We start from the raw sequence: 18,246 nt of genomic DNA, 5'->3' as shown, positions 1-18,246 counted from the left end.
ATGACCATTGATAAAATGGGAGTCTGGATGTTTTTCTTTTTCATTGGATATTTGGTTTAAAATGGTAATATGTTCGTTTATTGGCCTGTCATCGTTTTGGGCGGATGATGACCCTTCTGTAACTAGTCAGTGCCGGAGTCCCATTGTCTGTCACTTCATGACCTGTCCCCTGTCCTGTTCTGCAAATATCACGTTTTTATTTCATTTATTATGTTATCGACAATATATTTGTCGCTCATAAGATACAATTCAATCCTGTCATCGCAGAGTTGCTTGCACGTTTCCGAGTTGTAAAACAGGTTCAGTGCCCTTGCTGGAGATATGTCAAGTTCTTCGGACAACATCATGATGATTCTTCCTGTTTTTCTCCAAAGTACATCTTTTCTCATTGCAAAATCCTCCTTTTTATATTAATTCTTTTGATCCGATGAACTTGAGATATTTGTCAATTTTATGTATTGAACCATGAAACAGTATCATAAGAATAAGAATTATTATGTTTTTTCCCAATTATTTAGAGCTTCAACAACATCCTCTGCCACATACTCCAAGCTTTGGGTGTGTTCTACATCATATAAATCAAAGAGTAGGTTCTTGACAAGCCCCACCTTATCAAGGCGATTGTGCATTTCCGAAGGGGTAATCCCCATTAGGTCAGCAGCGGCTCCTATTGCCATCACTGCAAAATGTACTTTTTCAGCTTCATTATTATGAATATTTTGTTCTATCATATATATAATATTTTTCGCTGCAAATATACTGCTTTTTTATGAATTATCAAAGGGGAAGTGTTAAAATTATGCTCTTCTGAGAAAAATATCCTCTAAAAGTTTTCTCTTTTCGCATATTATTCGTACCTTTGGTGCGGGTTTCATTCCGGTGAGCCAATGGCTCCTTCCGATGATTTCCAATAACATTGTGGGTAAACAAAAGCATTCGCTATTATTCGCGTTCAGCCAAAAGCGTAGGAAACTTTCATGGATATAACGTAACAAGAATAATATGTGACAGGGTGTCCGTAGATATATGGATGCCTCTGATAGTATTCATAGCAATGCAATCACGCAATAGGCGTGATGCATTCTTATAAAGGGACAGGGTCGAGTAGAGCGAGGGAGTTTCACCCTCACCCTCTCACAGAACTGTGCGTGAAAGTCTCCCCTCACACGGCTATTCACACTCTATGCTTTGTGCATATGCTTCTTTCATCATATCCTCCTCTTTGTTTAAGAGTTGTATAATTCCAGTTGCTTGAGTGTGTCACCCCCTTCACTCCATGTCCATTACAGACACTTCAACGCTACTACGGGGCAATCCGCCACAGAAGCGGACTTCGGTACGTTTCTGCCTTGTTCGTCACTTTCGGCATTTCCCTTGGCATTCCGACTTCTGCTTCCCACGTTCCACCAACGAGCCTGTATTACTGTCCTGCCACCTCTATGCCGCATGCCGCAATGCCATAGACAGGTTATTGCATTGCTTGTCGCCAGAACTGTCCGACACTGACTTTTGACATGACTTGAAACACGATTAACGACACCTCATCGAATGGTTCACTTGCGTTCAGCTCAGTAATACGTACCTCTCTGCAACGCTCACCACCGCAACGTTTCCGACTGCAGCAGCTTGCAGAGGGTTTGATGCCAGTGCCTGCACACCGACACCGAGAGACCTTCTCTCATCTCATTGGCAGTTACGGCTACATCTTATATGGAAGGCAGCCAACCCTTTATATATAGATGTGTGCCTCGTGGCACACGGACAGGTACATCGGTTCACTTCAGTACATCAGTTCACTCTCGGGTCGATGTACCTGTCCCTATGATTCTTATTCATAAGCTATTCTGAATATTACTTTTTTAAACTGTTAATCTTGGCACAGACACTCTGCACATGGTCGAGTCCATATAACATTGAACGAGAATCTATTCCCATCCAAGAGAATAATGTCTGAATTTTCTGGTATTCATTAACGATGTAACTTGTATCTATTTCCGATGTATGAAGTCTGAAACAGATAGGTTCATGGTGCGCAATTCTGTTTCTCAAACTGTTCACCTTGTCAAGTTCATTGAATATATAGGTGTTATTGTATTGAATGGCAGCCGATGAACGGGGTTTGTTTGGGAATGCCCTTAACAGACATTGCCCTGTCGCACGATATTGTAGAGAGGAATACATATATTTCCATACTCCGAATTCCATTTCAGCTATCAGTTTGGAATGTGAGTATATGCCTTGTCTATCCAATCGGTTGCATGCTTTTTCTATTATTTTTCTTGTCTCGTTCATGCGACCGTTGGTGAATATTCCATTGATTTGAACAGAATCTTTCAGCCAATTCTCTCCCAAGGTCGTCACCAAAAGACCATCAATTGCATTACGCAATGCCACTTCAAAGCAGCTGACTATTGTAAACATTTCCTGCGACAGACGTAAGTTGTAGCGATACAAAGCCATAGCCTTGCGAGTGTCACCATTCGCAGCATCCTTATATCTCTGCATTCGCTTGGCAGACAAGATTCTTTCAAATTCTAAATATTCCATAAAAATTCGTTCATTTACTTGGTTGTATCAAGAAAAAACACTATCTTTGTGGCGTTGATTCCCGGTAGCCTCTGATTCGTCAAGCTATCGGGTCTTGTTTTTATACGATTCTTGCCTACAAAAATACTTTTTTTTCTGCGATTACGATTAAACCACATTATATAATTATAGAAAATTAACCGTAAAAAGTTGCTAAAAGTCCTTGCTGTTTCGTATTATTATTATATTTTTGCAACCCGAAAAGAGTTGTTTGACAGCAAACCTATGACAGGACAGTGACCTGTCCCCTGTCCTCTCCGGGAGGCAGTTCAGTGGGCAGCGACTTCATCACCACGCCTGCCGTTGCAACCTGCAAGTCCTCGGGCAGGCCGTGAAACGTCCTGTCAAACTTCTCAAGAGCCAAGGGGAACATGTTTTTGTCGGTTATTACGGCAAAGACGTTCACGTTCACGTTTTGTGTCGATTTAGCAATAATGTCTGTCAGTTCCATTATCCGCGCCTCTTTCTTCTCCAGTTTCTGCTTCAGTTCCTGCTTCAGTTCCTCCACAATCCTGTCCTGCTCTACCTTGACCTCTTTCAGCATTAAGATTTCCTCCTCCGCACGCTGTAGCTTGCTTCTTAGTGCACCTATCTCCTCCGACATTTCCTGTCTCTTGTCGCTAAGTGCGTTAAATTCGTCGATGTTTATCTGCATATCGTTCCCCTTTCTTTTTATTGAAAAACGCTGCGAAGATACGAAAAAAAACAATTACTTCCAAGCTTTTCACATTATTTTTGGGAACAGGGTCGAGTAGAGCGAGGGAGTTTCACCCTCACCCTCTCACAGAACCGTGCGTGAAAGTCTCCCCTCACACGGCTCTTCACACTCTATGCTTTGTGCATATGCTTCTTTCATCATATCCTCCTCTTTGTTTAAGAGTTGTATAATTGCATTGCTTGTCGCCAGAACTGTCCGACTCTGACTTTTGACATGACTTGAATCAGGATTAACGTTTCCGACTGCAGCAGCTTGCAGAGGGTTTGATGCCAGTGCCTACACACCGACACCGAGAGACCTTCTCTCATCTCATTGGCAGTTACGGCTACATCTTATATGTAAGGTAGCCAACCCTTTATATATAGATGTGCGCCTCGTGGCACACGGACAGGTACATTGGTTCACTCTTTCGGGTTGACGAACCTGTCCGTGTGATTCATTTTCATTTTTCGTATAAAAAACATAAGGATAATTTTGTGTTTCAAATAAAAAACCGTATCTTTGCCAACGGAATAATAAAACTGCTTTACAATGAAGTACCCAATAGGAATACAAAGCTTTGACCGAATACGTGAAGATGGTTTTGTCTATGTTGACAAAACGGCATTGGTTTATGACTTTGTAAGCAAGGGTAAGATATATTTTCTCAGCCGCCCCCGACGCTTCGGCAAGAGCCTCCTCATCTCCACACTCGAAAACTATTTCCTCGGACGCAAGGAACTGTTCCGCGGACTTGCCATCGATGCGTTAGAGAAGGAGTGGGCAGAGTATCCTGTGTTTCATATAGACTTCATCGGCAATAACTTCACCTCGCCTGCCATTGACTTGGCAAAAGAGTATTTCAAGAATAGAAGTTCAATTGAGTGAAAAATGTATTTAATATGGCAACTTGGGCTAAAATAGAACGACCGATTAAGGATGGTACTATAGTCTCAATGCAAGCACCACAGATAGTATCAGCAAGTAGAAGCACCGATATTCCAGCTTTCTATGCCGACTGGTTCTTTGATCGCTTGCAGAAAGGTTATTCAGCATGGACTAATCCATTTAATGGTATAAAGTCGTATGTTTCATATGAAAACACACGGTTCATCGTTTTTTGGTCTAAGAATCCACGACCACTATTGCAACATCTCGACTATCTCAAAGAAAGGCATATCGGGTGCTACATACAATACACACTCAACGACTACGAAAAGGAGAAACTTGAACGAAATGTACGTCCACTTTCGGAACGTGTAGAGACGTTTAAACTCTTGGTGGATAAACTTGGGAAAGGAAGTGTCATTTGGCGTTTTGACCCGATGATATTAACTGATGATATTTCGGTTGACGACTTGCTGGAAAAGGTCCTTAACCTTGGTGATCAGTTGAAAGATTATACAGAGAAACTGGTTTTCAGCTATGCTGATATACTAAGTTATCGCAAAGTGAAGGCAAATCTGGAAAAAAACCATATTCCCTATCATGAATGGAATGAGGAACAAATGGAAGAATTTGCTCGTAGACTCTGCGAAATGAATCGAGAACAGGGATGGAATTTCCAACTTGCAACATGTGGCGAGAAAATAGATGTCTCGAAATATGGTATCCTACATAATCGCTGTATAGACGGTGACCTAATTGCTCGTCTGGCGTGGGATGATAAAGAGCTAATGGAATTCATGAAAGTCAAAATCGAGGATGTACCGGCTCCAACGTTATTCGGTGACCCGGAACTACCAGAGGAAGCTATTCTACTTCCTCATAACCACTATTTCATTAGTAGGCACAGGAAAGACCAAGGACAGAGACCATTCTGTGAGTGCATGGCCTCCAAAGACATTGGAGAATATAATACCTGTCCCCATCTCTGCGAATATTGCTATGCTAATACCACTAAACAGTTAGCATTGCAGAACTGGGAACACCATCAAAAAAACAATTTTTCAGATACTATAACGGGAAAATAATATGGCGCTAAGAATTTTCAAAATCTCTGATTATGACCATATAGCAGAGGCAAAACAGTTTGAATCTATTTGTCAACTGTTGCAGAATAGGTATAAGGATTCTATTGAGGAGTGTATTCTCATAGGGAACTACAATATAGAAGGGGTTGAACTTGACGCACTTCTTATCACCTCTGGCGGTTTCCAAATACTGGAGTTTAAGAATTGGGGCGGTAATATTATTGCTCGCGAAAATGGCGCTTGGTTCTCCGATGGAAAAGTTATAGAAGGTGGTGCGGGTAAGAAAACTCCATTTGAGCAAATGCGATTGAATAAGAGTCGTGTATCAAGAGGACTCCAAAAGCTGTTGAACGTTGAACCTAAAAATATAAGGGCAGCGATAATCTTTCTACAAGACAGCACCATAGATGTAACTCAATTGTCAGACACAGTGAAATCATGGTTGAAAGTTTGTGATAATGCACATTTGGACAAAGCTTTCTCAGGAATGAATAAAGAAGTGTTTTCCTCGAGATGGATGACGTCTATACCTACACTTCTTCATATCGAGGAATTCGAAAAAAAGAAAAATTCTGATTCTTCCTTCATTGTCAATGAAGCCTATGAGCCAGAAGCAGCAACAAATTTCTTTGATGAACTTGAAAATGGATTATGTCAATTACCCGATTATTCTAAGTTATACAGAGTCTATAACCGGGTGTTCCAAAAAAGTATAGATCAAAAGATTAGCGCAACAAGACTAAACTTTAGTGGTACTTTCGCAAAGACAGACTATCTCTTGAAAGAGTATCAGGCTTCAAGACAATTAGTAAGAACTGTCAATGATACACGCGTTAGACTTCGTAAATGTCATGAGTTGTCAGAAGAGGAGTTTAAACAAAACTATCTCTATGATTTGAAGAATTTATGTGAATTCATAGCTCTTATTTATGGAATCAAAATCCCAGAATCTCTATTGAGAGTCTTTCCTAAGACAGATAGAAAGATTCAATGGCGTGAACTAAAAGGCGAATGTTTGCGTATTATCGTCGATTCGTGGGATGAGGAATATATATATGCTAATGGGGAAGAGTCTAACGTAGACATATTAAAAGTAAACTATACACATACAGGGCTATATAATAATGGAGACTGGTCATATATTAGAGACTTGCTTTATAAAGATACTCAACTTAATTTGATTCGTCCACGCCAAGAAGGTGAAGTTCTTTATCCGGAATTAATCATTCTTGAACCAGACTATCTCGTGGACATATCGTCTATTGCCAGGTGTTTTGCACCCTATGCAGAATCTCCTTTTGTAAATTTAGTGAAGAGAATAGAGCCTGCAAAGACAACAGAAGCAATTGTGCTGGGTAATATGGCAGGACAATTATTGGATGAGGCAATTCACCAATTACCTAACACACATTCGTATGCTCAAAGCGTATTAGAATTTTTCAAAAGCAATGCTCTCAGCTTGCTTGAGGCTAATCCTGGTCCGCAGTTTCATAATGATGCCCAAATGCAAAAGCAGAACATCCAACGTGCGCTGAGTGACGGGATGCGAAACGAAAACTTTCGGAATTTTGATTCGAAAGAAGGTCTAGTAGAACCTTCCTTCTTCTCAGAGATGCTTGGCATTCAGGGGCGTATGGACTATCTGCAATATGATTTTAAATTCTTAATAGAGCAAAAATCGGGTAAGGGAGACTTCCCTTACGATAATTTTATAAGACCTAGGCATAAGGAGGAACACTATGTTCAACTATTGCTATATATGGCCCTTATAAGGTATAATTTCAGAGATGTATTTGAGCACAATGGACAGGACCTGAGGGCATTTCTGCTGTATTCCAAATATCAGGAAAGCCTTGATGGATTAGGATTCGCCCCAGACCTTTTTTTCCGCGCACTCAAAATCCGAAATGGGATTGCATGGACAGACATGCTATACACTCAACCAAATGGGTATCGTATCCTAGATGGTCTGACTCCTGATAAACTAAACCTGAAACGTCTTCAAGGCAGACTGTGGAACGATTTCTTATATCCACAACTGACCGAATTACTAGAACCTATACAAAAAGCATCAGATCTGGAAAAAGCTTATTATTTCCGCTTCCTAACATTCATTGCGAATGAGCATATGATGTCAAAGTTAGGTAATAAAACCAAGGATAATTCTGGTTTCGCTTCAATATGGCATGATTCACTTGAAGAAAAGTTGCTTGCAGGCAATATATACGATAAACTTCGGCTAGTTTCCCCAAACAATGAAACAGAAGGGGGAATAGAATGTGTCGTACTCCAATTTTCAGAAACACCTGAGAATGACATGTCCAATTTCCGTGTTGGAGATATTGTTATTCTCTATTCATATGAACAAAACCATGAACCTGATGCGCGAAAAGCGATGGTGTTCCGTTGCAAAATAAAAAATATCACGTCGAATCTTCTGACTCTAAGGCTAAATTCTTCCCAGTCGGATAAACGTGCCTTTTTAAGGAACCAACAGAAACAATGGGCTATTGAGCACGATTTCATGGAATCGTCATATAGTTCTCTGTATCGTGGAATTCATGCATTTTTATCAGCACCAAAAGATCGTCGTGATTTACTGCTATTGCAAAGAAAGCCAGAAGTCGATGCAAGCATAATCCTAAAGGGTGACTATGGCAATTTCAACGAAATGGTTTTAAGGGTGAAACAAGCAAAGGATCTCTTCCTGATTATTGGGCCTCCCGGTACAGGAAAGACTTCTTTTGGCATGCTGAATACTGTCAAAGAAGAGTTGCTTGAACAAGACTCTTCAGTACTCATCATGTCATATACTAATAGAGCTGTTGATGAGATATGCAGTAAGTTATTAGAAGAGGAAAGCACTTGCGATTTTATTCGTATTGGAGGGGACCTAAGTTGCAGTGAAGCTTATCGGGACCACCTTCTAAGCGAGAAAGTTGCCACAATTAACAATGTTGATGGGTTGAAGAGATTGCTTAGATCAACAAGAATTTTTGTGGGTACTACAACATCTATGAACTCTCATCTTTCACTTTTAAAGATGAAACAATTCAGTCTGGCCGTTATTGACGAAGCATCCCAAATACTTGAACCGCATCTTATTGGTATCTTGAGCGCACAGTACAACGGCACTCCTGCAATCAGAAAAGTTGTTATGATAGGTGATCATAAACAATTACCTGCCGTTGTCCAACAGAAACAAGATATATCAAAGGTTCAGGAACCTCTCTTACAAGATATTCATTTGTCTGATTGTCGTCTTTCTCTTTTTGAAAGATTGCTAAAAGAGTATAGACTTGAATACCAAACGGATAACCAAACCTCTTACTTGTTGAGGAAGCAGGGCCGTATGCATCATGACATAGCAATCTTTCCCAATTATGCTTTCTATAACAATATCTTGGAGGAAGTCCCTGTAGAACATCAGAAAAAAACTTTACAGGTACGGGGAAATGGTTTAAATGGCATTACAGACTTATTAAACACACGTCGTATAGCCTTTGTTACGGCGCAGTCTCCAGCAAATTCACCTTCTGATAAAGTGAACCAAAATGAGGCTGACATTATTGCTGCCATTGTCTATAAGGCTTATGAGATAGAAAAAGAACGGTTTGATGTTAATACGACTGTGGGAGTAATAGTTCCCTATCGCAATCAGATTGCTGCCGTAAGAAACACTATTGACAAATATGGAATTAAAGAGCTTCACGATATTACTATTGATACAGTAGAGCGTTACCAAGGCTCTCAAAGAGATTATATTGTGTACGGCTTCACCATCCAGAAATATTATCAATTGAACTTCCTTACTTCCAACGTTTTTGAAGATATTGACGGTACAATAGTTGACCGTAAACTCAATGTCGCAATGACACGTGCCCGTGAGCACCTTATCATGGTTGGTAATCCTGAGCTTTTGGCGAATAACTTTACCTATTATAAGTTGTTGGAGTTCACACGTAGTAAGCATGGCTATTTTGATGTAAAGAAAGTGGACTTTGTTCAAGGAAACTTTCAGGTTCCAAATTATGAAACTGAGGACTTGGACTTGAGCAAAGCAGTATATACGACATCTAGTGAATTTGATAAGGTGTTCGATGAATACGTTCTTTCCCCTGTCAGGCAAGACAAAAGAACTATCTGGCCATCTCAGATTTTTGGGAATGACATGCTGATAAATCTTAATGCAATTGGATATGGACGCATTAATTTCTCCAATCAGTTGCGGATGTTCGATGATTATGTGTTGTCGCCTGATCGTCAGGTCTTGATATACAGTTATTATATCATGCGACAGCACTATTGCAGTAGTATGAATATCTATAGGAGTTACAAGGATTGGATAAGTTCTCAGATATCCTCCGTCAGCGGAAGGGTTCACATGATAGATATTGGCTGTGGCCCAGCTACATGTGGCATTGCTTTTTCAGAATTATTCTTGAAAGAGGCTCCTGTTATGGTGTACACGGGCATAGATGTTTCTTCGGCTATGAAAAAGAAGGGGATGCAACTATTGCAGGGACTTCAGAAAGGTCAGCTTAACACTCAAATGAAAACCTCCTTTAATGAACTTGACCAAGCGTTTTGGCAAGGTTGTTCCGAATTGCCATCGCTGATTGTTTTCAACATCTCCTACTTCTTCTCTAACGTACCACCAAAGTTCACAGAGGATTTAGCTCAACGAATCAAACGAGTGTTGATTAACTATCCGCTGAACAAATATGTTTTCATCATTCAGCATTCGGACATAGACAGAAATTTAGAGTCGTTTAAAGTCTTTAAAAAAGTCCTGGAAAATAATGTAAATATAATAAAACATGAGAAGGACTCTTTTGCTTATAAGCTGAATTATAACGAGAAGAAACTTGAATTTTGTTATGACATTTGGATAAACAGATAAATATGAAAAAATATCCATCTTTAGTACCGTATATAATTAAGCGGCATTCAGAAATAGACCCAATCACTGGTGATAAGAAATGGGATTATACTGAAGAAAACCATTTGTATGATGTTGAAGAAAAGAGAATCTTAATGCAAGAAACTCCCTTTGCAGACATTTCATACATAGACTATTCTTTTGAGGATTCAACAGCTTTAGTGATAAAAAAAATACATAATGGCGTTTCATCCTATACCATCATTGATACTAAAAATGATTTGGGAAATCCACTTTGGTTTGACGAACTGGTTGTTTTATCACCAAAACTGATAATAGCAAGACGTAACAACTTGTATGGCATTATTGATTCCAACAAAACAATCAAAATCTTCTTTGAATATGAATATTTGAGCGCATATCGTGATCCTTTAGTATTCGTTGCAAAAAAGGACGGAAAATTTGGGGTTATAACAATTGATAATCATATTATTTTACCTTTTAAATATTACAGTATCACCCATAATTCAAGACTCGGTATCCTTGTTTGTCAAGATACAAAGGTGACTATTTTGTATAACATTTTAGATGGTTCTATTTCAACTATACCATATGGATTTAAAGCTATAGAATCTATTTCAGAAGGTATAGCCGTATTAAAGCTAGATAGCGAACGTTACGTCCTCTATGATTTGGACAAAATGAAACTAATCAACAATTATTCATACAGGTCTGCAACACCAATGATTAATGGTTTTAGTCTATGTAGTAATTGTATTATCGTTAATAAAGATGGTAGTAGCATTAAGTTGGAAGAAGGATTCTATCATAAGGACGGTGAGGTGGTATACAAGACTGATTATGTAGAAGATGATAATTGGAGGATAACAACATATATAAAAGATAAGTTTATTTCTTCTTTCATACATAAAAAAGAAGGATATGGGGTTTTTAGTTGTGGGTGTTATATGAACAAATATTTATGTTTGTCTGCTTTTAGTGATAAGTATAGCATACATGGCAATATTCGGTATTTTGATTTATATGGAAACCCTTTAGATTTTAATACGACACACAAAATAGTGGAAACGGAAAAAGATAAAAAGAACAAAGAAAAAATCGATTTGACGGAAAGAATTACACGGGGACAATCGAATTTGCATTTACAACATCGGTTAGATTATGAAGAATCTACAGAGTTTATTAAGGAAAAGTTCCCAGACGGACTGCCGTGTGACGAGCTTTATATTTACGAAATTGCGGATGGACTCTATCATATTACAACGGTTGATTGGTATGGTGATGGACCTTCTTCTAATTTTTACGGTTATATGATTGATGGAAAAAAATTATGGCAAGTTATCTCGATAAAACAGTGATAGACTACATGCGGTACAGGGGACAGGTCAGTGAAGTGAACCCAAAAAGTTGGACACAACCCTTACTGTTCATATGCGAAGAAGAACATTAGAAGAAAAGTTAGAAGCTATTAGATTAGTAGAGGCGGGCAACTCTCCTCGTTCAGTGTCTGACCGTTTACACATTGGACACCATCAAATTTATGAGTGGTTATACGTTTATAAAGAAAAAGGCGTCTCCGGGCTTGAAAACAAGCGTATATGTAAGAAAAACCAGTATTCATTTGAAAAAAAATGCGAAATAATTCGTGAATATCAAGAATCTGAGCTAACTTTGCCTGAGATTAGTTCAAAGCATGGTATCGCGTCTAGTACCTTAGTCGGCTGGCTGTCCAAGTTCAACAAGGGTGGAAAGGATGCGCTTGCAAGTAAGCAACCATCGCCAAGAGAACAATCCAAGAGCATTATGAAAAGATTACCAAAGGAAGAGTGGGAGAAGGAAAACGAGAGGCTCCGCAAGGAGATCGAACGCCTCAGGGCGGAGAACCTGCTGCTAAAAAAAGTGAAAGCCTTAGTCGAGGAAAGAGAGTCCCGAAACAGAAGGATTGGGCGCGGGCCATTGACGAACTAAGGCGCGAGGAGCATGTGGATCTCAATCTCCTGCTGGAGTTGACGAAGTTGGCTCTACAGATGGCATGCTGATGCACTCTGACCAGGGATGGCACTACCAGCATGCCGCATACCAGAGAAGCCTGAAGAACCACCATATTATTCAGAGTATGTTGAGAAAGGGAAATTGTCTTGACAATTCCGTGATGGAGAACTTCTTTGGAATAATGAAGTCGGAGCTGCTGTATGCAAAGAAATACACATCGATGGATTGTTTTATAACTGATTTAAAAGAGTATATGGTATACTACAATAATGAAAGAATAAAATTGAGACTCAACGGTATGTCACCTGTTTTATACAGAAAGGCATTCGAACAAGCTCACAGTTATTAACCCGTCCAACTTTGTGGGTTCACTTCAGTCTGTCCCTATGACCTTTATTTCCTCTTTCATATAATCACTCCCCTCCACAATACACAGGCATAAAGTCCAACCCTAAATCAAGCTTATTTTTTTTATGCTTTTACGAACTTCATCAGATACGATAATATCATTTATAGCTGGCTGTGAATTAAAGACCTTTAATTCTTTTACCTTATTATAGTCAAGCTTCAATTTTATAACAGAGTCTGTCCCTTCAACATATATGGTATTTTCAGTATCTATGACATCAAAAATCTTTTTAAAATGCATAATATAGGGATTGTCGTTTAATTCTTTCAGTCGTGGACGCATAGAGGTCAGCTTGGTATCTTGATGTTCCATGCGACAAGTTTTAATTGCTTTTTGCTGGTATAACGGCACTCCAAAGTAGTGAATTTGCTGACTTTGCCGATAACAAGATTAGGAGTTCTCTTCGGAGGACTCCATCTTAATTCCATTTCAGATGTCTCTTATGCCGTCTTGGTCTCTTTCAGCTCTGCCAGACGCCCCGCCAGGTGGACTGCGTTCGCTGTGTGGATGCCGAAGAAGATGTACAGTATCTCTGTTTTCTTCTTCCTGGCCTTGATCCTGCGCATGGCGTAATGCTCTTTCTGTGTTCCGAACGAGCCTTCCATCTGAGTGGCCCTGACTCTTGCCAGTTCCTTGCGGACATAGTCTTCCTCCCTCTTCTTCTCTGCTGATGGACGGCCACGCTTGACGAATGATGTCTGTATGCCCAGTTCCTTGCAGAGGTCCCTGTTGGCTGTGCCTGCATAGCCGGTGTCGCCACCTATCTTCTTCGCATCCACACCAAACAGCCGCTTGTGCATCTTGATGCAATGTCCGAGTCTTGTGCCCTCATTGAAGGCGTTGAAGGAGAGTTTCTCGATGAAAGAGATACCGTCCACCTGTATGTTGTTGCACTTGGCTCCAAACTCCACGTTCTTCACCTCCTTGCCACGGACGATGGGCCTCACGTATGGCTTTGATATGCTCACGATCCTGTCGGGAATGCTTTCCCTGGGGTCATTGCTGTCGAAGTGGTTCTTCTGCTGGCGGTACACCTTTGTGATAATGCCGAGGGTTGACTGCTCACGCACGGTCAGCACCTCCTGCTCATTATGTTCGCGCATCATCCTTCGTATTTCCTTCAAGATCTTCCCCAGCAGGTTTAACAGCCGGCGGATAATCCTGCGCTGTTGTGACTTCTTGTGTTTGCGCTGCTTCACATACTCCATGTTCGCCTTCTCCACGTCAAGGTACTTCGTCCTCGGGCGGTGGATGCCAAGACGCTGACAGGCATCACTCATCATACGATATGACTTCCCAACGCATTCCCACAGCAGCTTCTGGTCCGTCGGATACCGCATCTCGCTCTCATAACATGTCGCATCTGTGTGGAATGTATCAAGCTCTTTCATGTACGGTTTCCATGCATCCGCGAGTATGTTCTGCTGTTGCTGGATCTTCAGCTTGTCGGAAAGCTCGGAGATGATGTCATCTATCAGCTTGTAGTTCGTCAGGGGGCACAGAGGATTGACGTACACGTCGCAGAATATCTGATAGTGGACGTTGCCGTTCAACTGCTCCAGCAGTTTCGGGGCACTCAGCTGGGTGTACATCTTCAGGAACATCAGAGCAACCTTACCCTCCGGGGAGAAGAAGGACTTCCGGCCACGCTTACGTACTGGATGGTTGCTCACCAAACCAAAGTTCACTGCCATCTCATGAAGAGGGAGAAGCCGTTTCATACGTCCAAGCTCGCTGTTTTCAAACGTAACTCTAAATAAATCATAAAAATCGAACCCTTCGAACGGAATTCGCTTGCTTATTCCAGAAATATGTTGTACCTTTGCCATCGTATCACTTTTGTGATTCCCCCACTTTGTCACTTTTCGAGGGTGATTGGGGGATTTTTCTTATCATCTACAAAGGTACAAAATTTCTATCACATTGAGGATTAGATAGTTGTAAACAATCTTAATATTTAACGACACTCCCTATATAGTCCGCTTGCCGTGAGGTTCAGTCCGCGATGGTTGTAGAAGGCGGAGACGGAAGTCTTGCTGTCAAGGCGATAAACATAGTGGAAGTTTTTCACATCGCACGTCAAATCCGACCAGCGGAGGTCTGATGACACGGAGACACCGAAATCTCCGAAACGGTATGCTCCCGTGGCGGCACCATAGATGTCCTGCTGGTGGTACTTGTTGTTGGAGTGAACGGAAATGTTCTCCGGATAGTCGGAGCGGTAGTGCAGGTAGTCATTGGTATATTTGCCGATGGCACGGAGGCTCAGGTCGCCATATTGCTCACGCCATGTGAGCTGGAAGAAGAAGTTGCGGTCCCACTCGCGCCCCACATCAGTATAGGTGTCGGAGAGTCGACGGACAATACCTCCAGGCAGTCCTCTTTGAGAGTCGAAGTAATACGTGTGCCATTGGAAACCCTTCCAAAAAGCACAGGTTTCTATGCGGAACATCTTGATGTCTGAATTGCGTCGGGTTCCCGTTGTGTCTTCATACTCTGTATGATATTCAAAGGGATAATCACCTTCCGATGATGTATATGCAGCATCGAGAAGAAGCCAATTCTTGTAGCTGAAAGTTGCCGCAGCCTTATGGGTGTGAAACGAAGAATAAGCGTATGAGGCGGAGAGTGACGTGGAGTCGGGGCGGTGTGTCTTCAGATAGACCGTGGAAGCGGAGGCGTATTCCGAGGCGGTCATGAGCATCTCGGTCTTGTTGGCATTGAAGAGGCTGACCGACTCAAGCGTTGTCAAGGAATATTTGCCGAGGTCAACAGTGCCGTTCTGTGCATTGGTGATGCGCACACCGTCAAGATAGACCCCTACATGTTGGGAACCAAGCGAGCGGACGTTGATGGTCTTCTGTCCACCCAGACCACCATAGTCCTTGATTTGCACGCCCGCCATGTATTTCAATGCATCGGCAACAGATGACGATGGCAATGACTGTATCTGCTCATAGCCAATAACTTGGTTGGCACTCACCTCCTTATGTCCATCAACGACAATCTCATTGATGTGATACACGGAGTCAAGACGCACGTTTTGCGCTTGCACAGTAATACTGAACAAGAACAAGAGCATAGCCACAACGCAAGTATGGGCAGTACTATTGCCACACAATAACATCATAAATATTGTATTTCCGTGTCCGTAGTCCCGCAGACACATGTTATTACTGGCAAATGGCAGGTCTTCTGACTTATCCTCGCTGACACGGTCTTCCCGGACATCTGCAAAACTATGGTGTTTTGCTATCCAGTGACACTATTGGTCAGCCTAAAAAGGATTTACAGCATCGGGTAATGTCGCAGATTCTCACTGCGTTCCCATCTTAGCTCCGTAGCCTCATAAATAATATCTATAAGGGGGGAGAACCAAATGCGGTTGCAAAGTTATATGTTTTTTTGAAAAAGACAAAATAGAAAGAGAAAAACAGCTGTAAATTTACTTTTTTTAATAAAATTCATACATTACCTATTGAGTAATTACTTTCTATCTTACAAGTATGCTGCTTCGTCTCCTTGTCGTAGTTGATATCGTGAGCCACGATGTCACGGAAATCGTCATTGCCTTTCACTTCTATTTATCATCTTGTTTCATGCCATTCGTCACATATCTTTGCGAACAAATCTGCAGATGATATTTATGAACGACTAAACAATGATGAGGAATACAGGCGTCAGAGGCGTTTCTTGTAGCTTCTCACGGCCCATGCTCCCATTATTGAGCCAATGACGAGCAAAGCCATAAGTTGATGGGCTACATTGCGGAAGTCGCCTCCGCGCACAAATACCGTGCGGATGGCCTCAACAAAATAATGCATGGGATTGATGTATGTGGTGAGGTAGGCAAGATGGGGCATAGATCGTGTGGGAGTGAACAAGCCACTTAGCAAAAGCATGCATACCACAAAGAACCACATCACAAAGATTGCCTGTTGCATGGTGTCGCTATAGTTGGAGATGACGAGTCCGAAACTGCTCCAAAACAGTGCCAGCAGCATTGACAAGACGAAAACGAGCCAAAGCGGGCCTTGGCAAGTGATGTCGTAGATGAGCCACGAGAGCACAAGGCATACTACAATCACGAACAGTGCTATTATCCAATATGGTATGAGTTTGGCGAGAATAAATGCCCATTTCGGCACTGGAGTGACATTTATCTGCTCTATAGTGCCAGCCTCTTTCTCGCCGACGATATTCAGCGTGGGAAGGAAACCGCACATCAGCATCATCACAATGGCAAACAGAGCGGGAATCATAAACACCTTGTAGTTGAGGTGCTTGTTATAAAGGAACAAGGCGGAAACCTTGGACTGCATCGTCTCCGCCGACGGACTAACCTTAATGGTGATGATCTGCGAAAGATACGTAGCTCCGATAGAACCCTTTGTCCCGTTCACGGCGTTTGCGGCGATGAGCACTTGAGGGTTGCGTTTCCTGACGATGTCTCTACTGAAGTGTTGCGGTATCACCATCACCACGTCGGCATCCATATTCTCGATGTCCTTGAGGGCAGCCTCATAAGTGGGTTTCTGTCCGTTGAATATGAAATAGTTGCTCGCCTCTATGCTGTGCACGAGTTGTCTTGAGAGCGTTGAGCGGTCGTTGTCCACCACATCCACACGGATGTTCTTCACCTCCTGGTTCATCACCCAAGGCATCACGCACATCATCATTATCGGGAAGAGGATGATGAGACGAGGCAGAAACGCATTGCGTCGTATCTGCAGAAATTCCTTTTGTATGAGATATTTCAGCATAGTCTTTTCTTGAATTTTGCGAGTGCTACAATCATGAGGGATAGTGCCATTGCCGAGAGAATGGATATCTCCCTTACTACATTACTGATATCCACTCCCATTATCATAAGTTTGCGCATCGCCTGGATATAATACTTGGGCGGCACCAAGGCAGCAATCCACTGCAACACCTCGGGCATCGACTCCACGGGAAATAACATGCCCGAGAGCATCACTATAGGCATGAGCAATACCATCGCCGAAAGCAGAAGGGCCATGAGCTGGGTTGTGGCGATGGTTGATATGAGCAGGCCGAGCGACAGGGCAAGGATAATATATATGGTGGAGACGACATATATCCACACAATACTGCCCGCCAGCGGAACGTCGAGCACATAGCGCGCCATGATCAGTATGGTGGTGAGGATAGCGAATGCAAGTACCAAATAAGGCACCACCTTGGCTATTATAATCATCAGCGGGCGTACAGGCGACACAAGCAGCACCTCCATAGTGCCTCGTTCCTTCTCGCGGACTATCGATATAGAGGTCATCATGGCACACACAAGCATCAGCAACATGCCGAGAATGGCTGGAACGAAGTTGTAGGCGGATCGCATCTGCGGATTATACAGTAATTAAAGTTTCCCACACCTAAAAGAAGTGGTTGAAATTGCTGCTAAGCCTTTATCCCATTTATTGGGAACAGACTTCTCGTTCTTTGAAATTATTGAAAAAAAATCTGAAGATAAATAACAGATTGTCAATTATTTGTTGTATCTTTGTAAGGGTCAAAAACAAGATATTAAACAAAAATTCAACAATCTGTTATGAATGCAAAATTAAGTCATTTTTCTGAATTATCCAACTTTTTGAGTGAAAAATCTTCTATCTGCAATGATTTTCTGTCATTATTGGACAGATTCAAGCTTGGACAGTCACTT

General features: G+C 41.6%; 13 protein-coding genes, 3 pseudogenes and 1 riboswitch. Of the genes and pseudogenes, 6 read left to right on the top strand and 10 right to left on the bottom strand.

Translation table 11 applies throughout. The features are described from left to right. Positions 1 to 88: 88 nt before the first annotated feature. The 5 genes from CIK99_RS15995 to CIK99_RS03605 form a co-directional block, all read right to left on the bottom strand. Positions 89 to 187 carry a hypothetical protein gene (locus CIK99_RS15995; RefSeq protein WP_371590865.1) on the bottom strand — a complete coding sequence of 33 codons (99 nt, stop codon included), beginning with the start codon at positions 185 to 187 and terminating at the stop codon, positions 89 to 91. 1 nt (position 188) lies between these two features. Then, positions 189 to 389: a DUF3791 domain-containing protein gene (locus tag CIK99_RS03620; protein ID WP_094379867.1), complete on the bottom strand. Its 201-nt coding sequence runs from the start codon at positions 387 to 389 to the stop codon at positions 189 to 191. A gap of 105 nt (positions 390 to 494) precedes the next feature. Then, a complete protein-coding gene (locus tag CIK99_RS03615; RefSeq protein WP_253249589.1) occupies positions 495 to 731 on the bottom strand; it encodes a DUF3791 domain-containing protein in 237 nt (78 codons plus the stop codon). A 1,120-nt stretch (positions 732 to 1,851) separates the two neighbouring features. After that, entirely contained in the window at positions 1,852 to 2,547 is a 696-nt protein-coding gene (locus CIK99_RS03610) for an Abi family protein (protein WP_094379864.1), read from the bottom strand. Between the two features lie 262 nt (positions 2,548 to 2,809). Next, positions 2,810 to 3,241, bottom strand: coding sequence for a hypothetical protein (locus tag CIK99_RS03605; RefSeq protein WP_094379862.1), 432 nt, complete (start codon positions 3,239 to 3,241; stop codon positions 2,810 to 2,812). A gap of 594 nt (positions 3,242 to 3,835) precedes the next feature. On the opposite strand from CIK99_RS03605, the pseudogene CIK99_RS03600 reads away from it, so the two are divergent. From CIK99_RS03600 to CIK99_RS03575, 6 genes and pseudogenes are all read left to right on the top strand, one after another. Then, a pseudogene (locus tag CIK99_RS03600) lies at positions 3,836 to 4,114 on the top strand (AAA family ATPase); the annotation flags it as partial. A 71-nt stretch (positions 4,115 to 4,185) separates the two neighbouring features. Further along, positions 4,186 to 5,256 carry a DUF1848 domain-containing protein gene (locus CIK99_RS03595; RefSeq protein ID WP_094380100.1) on the top strand — a complete coding sequence of 357 codons (1,071 nt, stop codon included), beginning with the start codon at positions 4,186 to 4,188 and terminating at the stop codon, positions 5,254 to 5,256. A 1-nt stretch (position 5,257) separates the two neighbouring features. Beyond that, the gene (locus tag CIK99_RS03590; RefSeq protein WP_094379860.1) at positions 5,258 to 10,159 is read left to right on the top strand and encodes an AAA domain-containing protein; all 4,902 of its coding nucleotides are present in this window, start codon (positions 5,258 to 5,260) and stop codon (positions 10,157 to 10,159) included. A 2-nt stretch (positions 10,160 to 10,161) separates the two neighbouring features. Next, positions 10,162 to 11,517 (top strand): WG repeat-containing protein, encoded by a 1,356-nt coding sequence (locus CIK99_RS03585; RefSeq protein ID WP_094379858.1) that lies wholly within the window; start codon positions 10,162 to 10,164, stop codon positions 11,515 to 11,517. A 73-nt stretch (positions 11,518 to 11,590) separates the two neighbouring features. Then, positions 11,591 to 12,127, top strand: a complete 537-nt coding sequence (locus CIK99_RS03580; protein WP_094379855.1) for a helix-turn-helix domain-containing protein — start codon at positions 11,591 to 11,593, stop codon at positions 12,125 to 12,127. Positions 12,128 to 12,194: 67 nt separating this feature from the next. Further along, positions 12,195 to 12,500 (top strand): annotated as a pseudogene (locus tag CIK99_RS03575) (IS3 family transposase); the annotation flags it as partial. Positions 12,501 to 12,602: 102 nt separating this feature from the next. Here the strand turns inward: CIK99_RS03575 and CIK99_RS03570 are convergent. The 5 genes and pseudogenes from CIK99_RS03570 to CIK99_RS03550 all read right to left on the bottom strand — a co-directional run. After that, positions 12,603 to 12,872, bottom strand: coding sequence for a hypothetical protein (locus CIK99_RS03570; RefSeq protein ID WP_094379851.1), 270 nt, complete (start codon positions 12,870 to 12,872; stop codon positions 12,603 to 12,605). Positions 12,873 to 13,000: 128 nt separating this feature from the next. Further along, the gene (locus CIK99_RS03565) at positions 13,001 to 14,281 is read right to left on the bottom strand and encodes a transposase (protein WP_254047710.1); all 1,281 of its coding nucleotides are present in this window, start codon (positions 14,279 to 14,281) and stop codon (positions 13,001 to 13,003) included. A gap of 236 nt (positions 14,282 to 14,517) precedes the next feature. After that, positions 14,518 to 15,690 carry a TonB-dependent receptor gene (locus CIK99_RS03560; RefSeq protein WP_158215890.1) on the bottom strand — a complete coding sequence of 391 codons (1,173 nt, stop codon included), beginning with the start codon at positions 15,688 to 15,690 and terminating at the stop codon, positions 14,518 to 14,520. Positions 15,691 to 15,727: 37 nt separating this feature from the next. Further along, positions 15,728 to 15,955: riboswitch (cobalamin riboswitch) on the bottom strand. 285 nt (positions 15,956 to 16,240) lie between these two features. Then, entirely contained in the window at positions 16,241 to 17,323 is a 1,083-nt protein-coding gene (locus CIK99_RS03555; protein ID WP_094379844.1) for an ABC transporter permease, read from the bottom strand. Then, positions 17,317 to 17,940, bottom strand: a pseudogene (locus CIK99_RS03550) (ABC transporter permease); the annotation flags it as partial. The pseudogene CIK99_RS03550 and the gene CIK99_RS03555, both read right to left, overlap by 7 nt. Positions 17,941 to 18,246 lie beyond the last annotated feature (306 nt).

The organism is Prevotella sp. P5-92, assembly GCF_002251245.1.
Classification (GTDB): Bacteria; Bacteroidota; Bacteroidia; order Bacteroidales; family Bacteroidaceae; genus Prevotella.
Note: the sequence above shows the minus strand (reverse complement) of the source record. Positions and strands in the feature narration are given on the sequence as shown.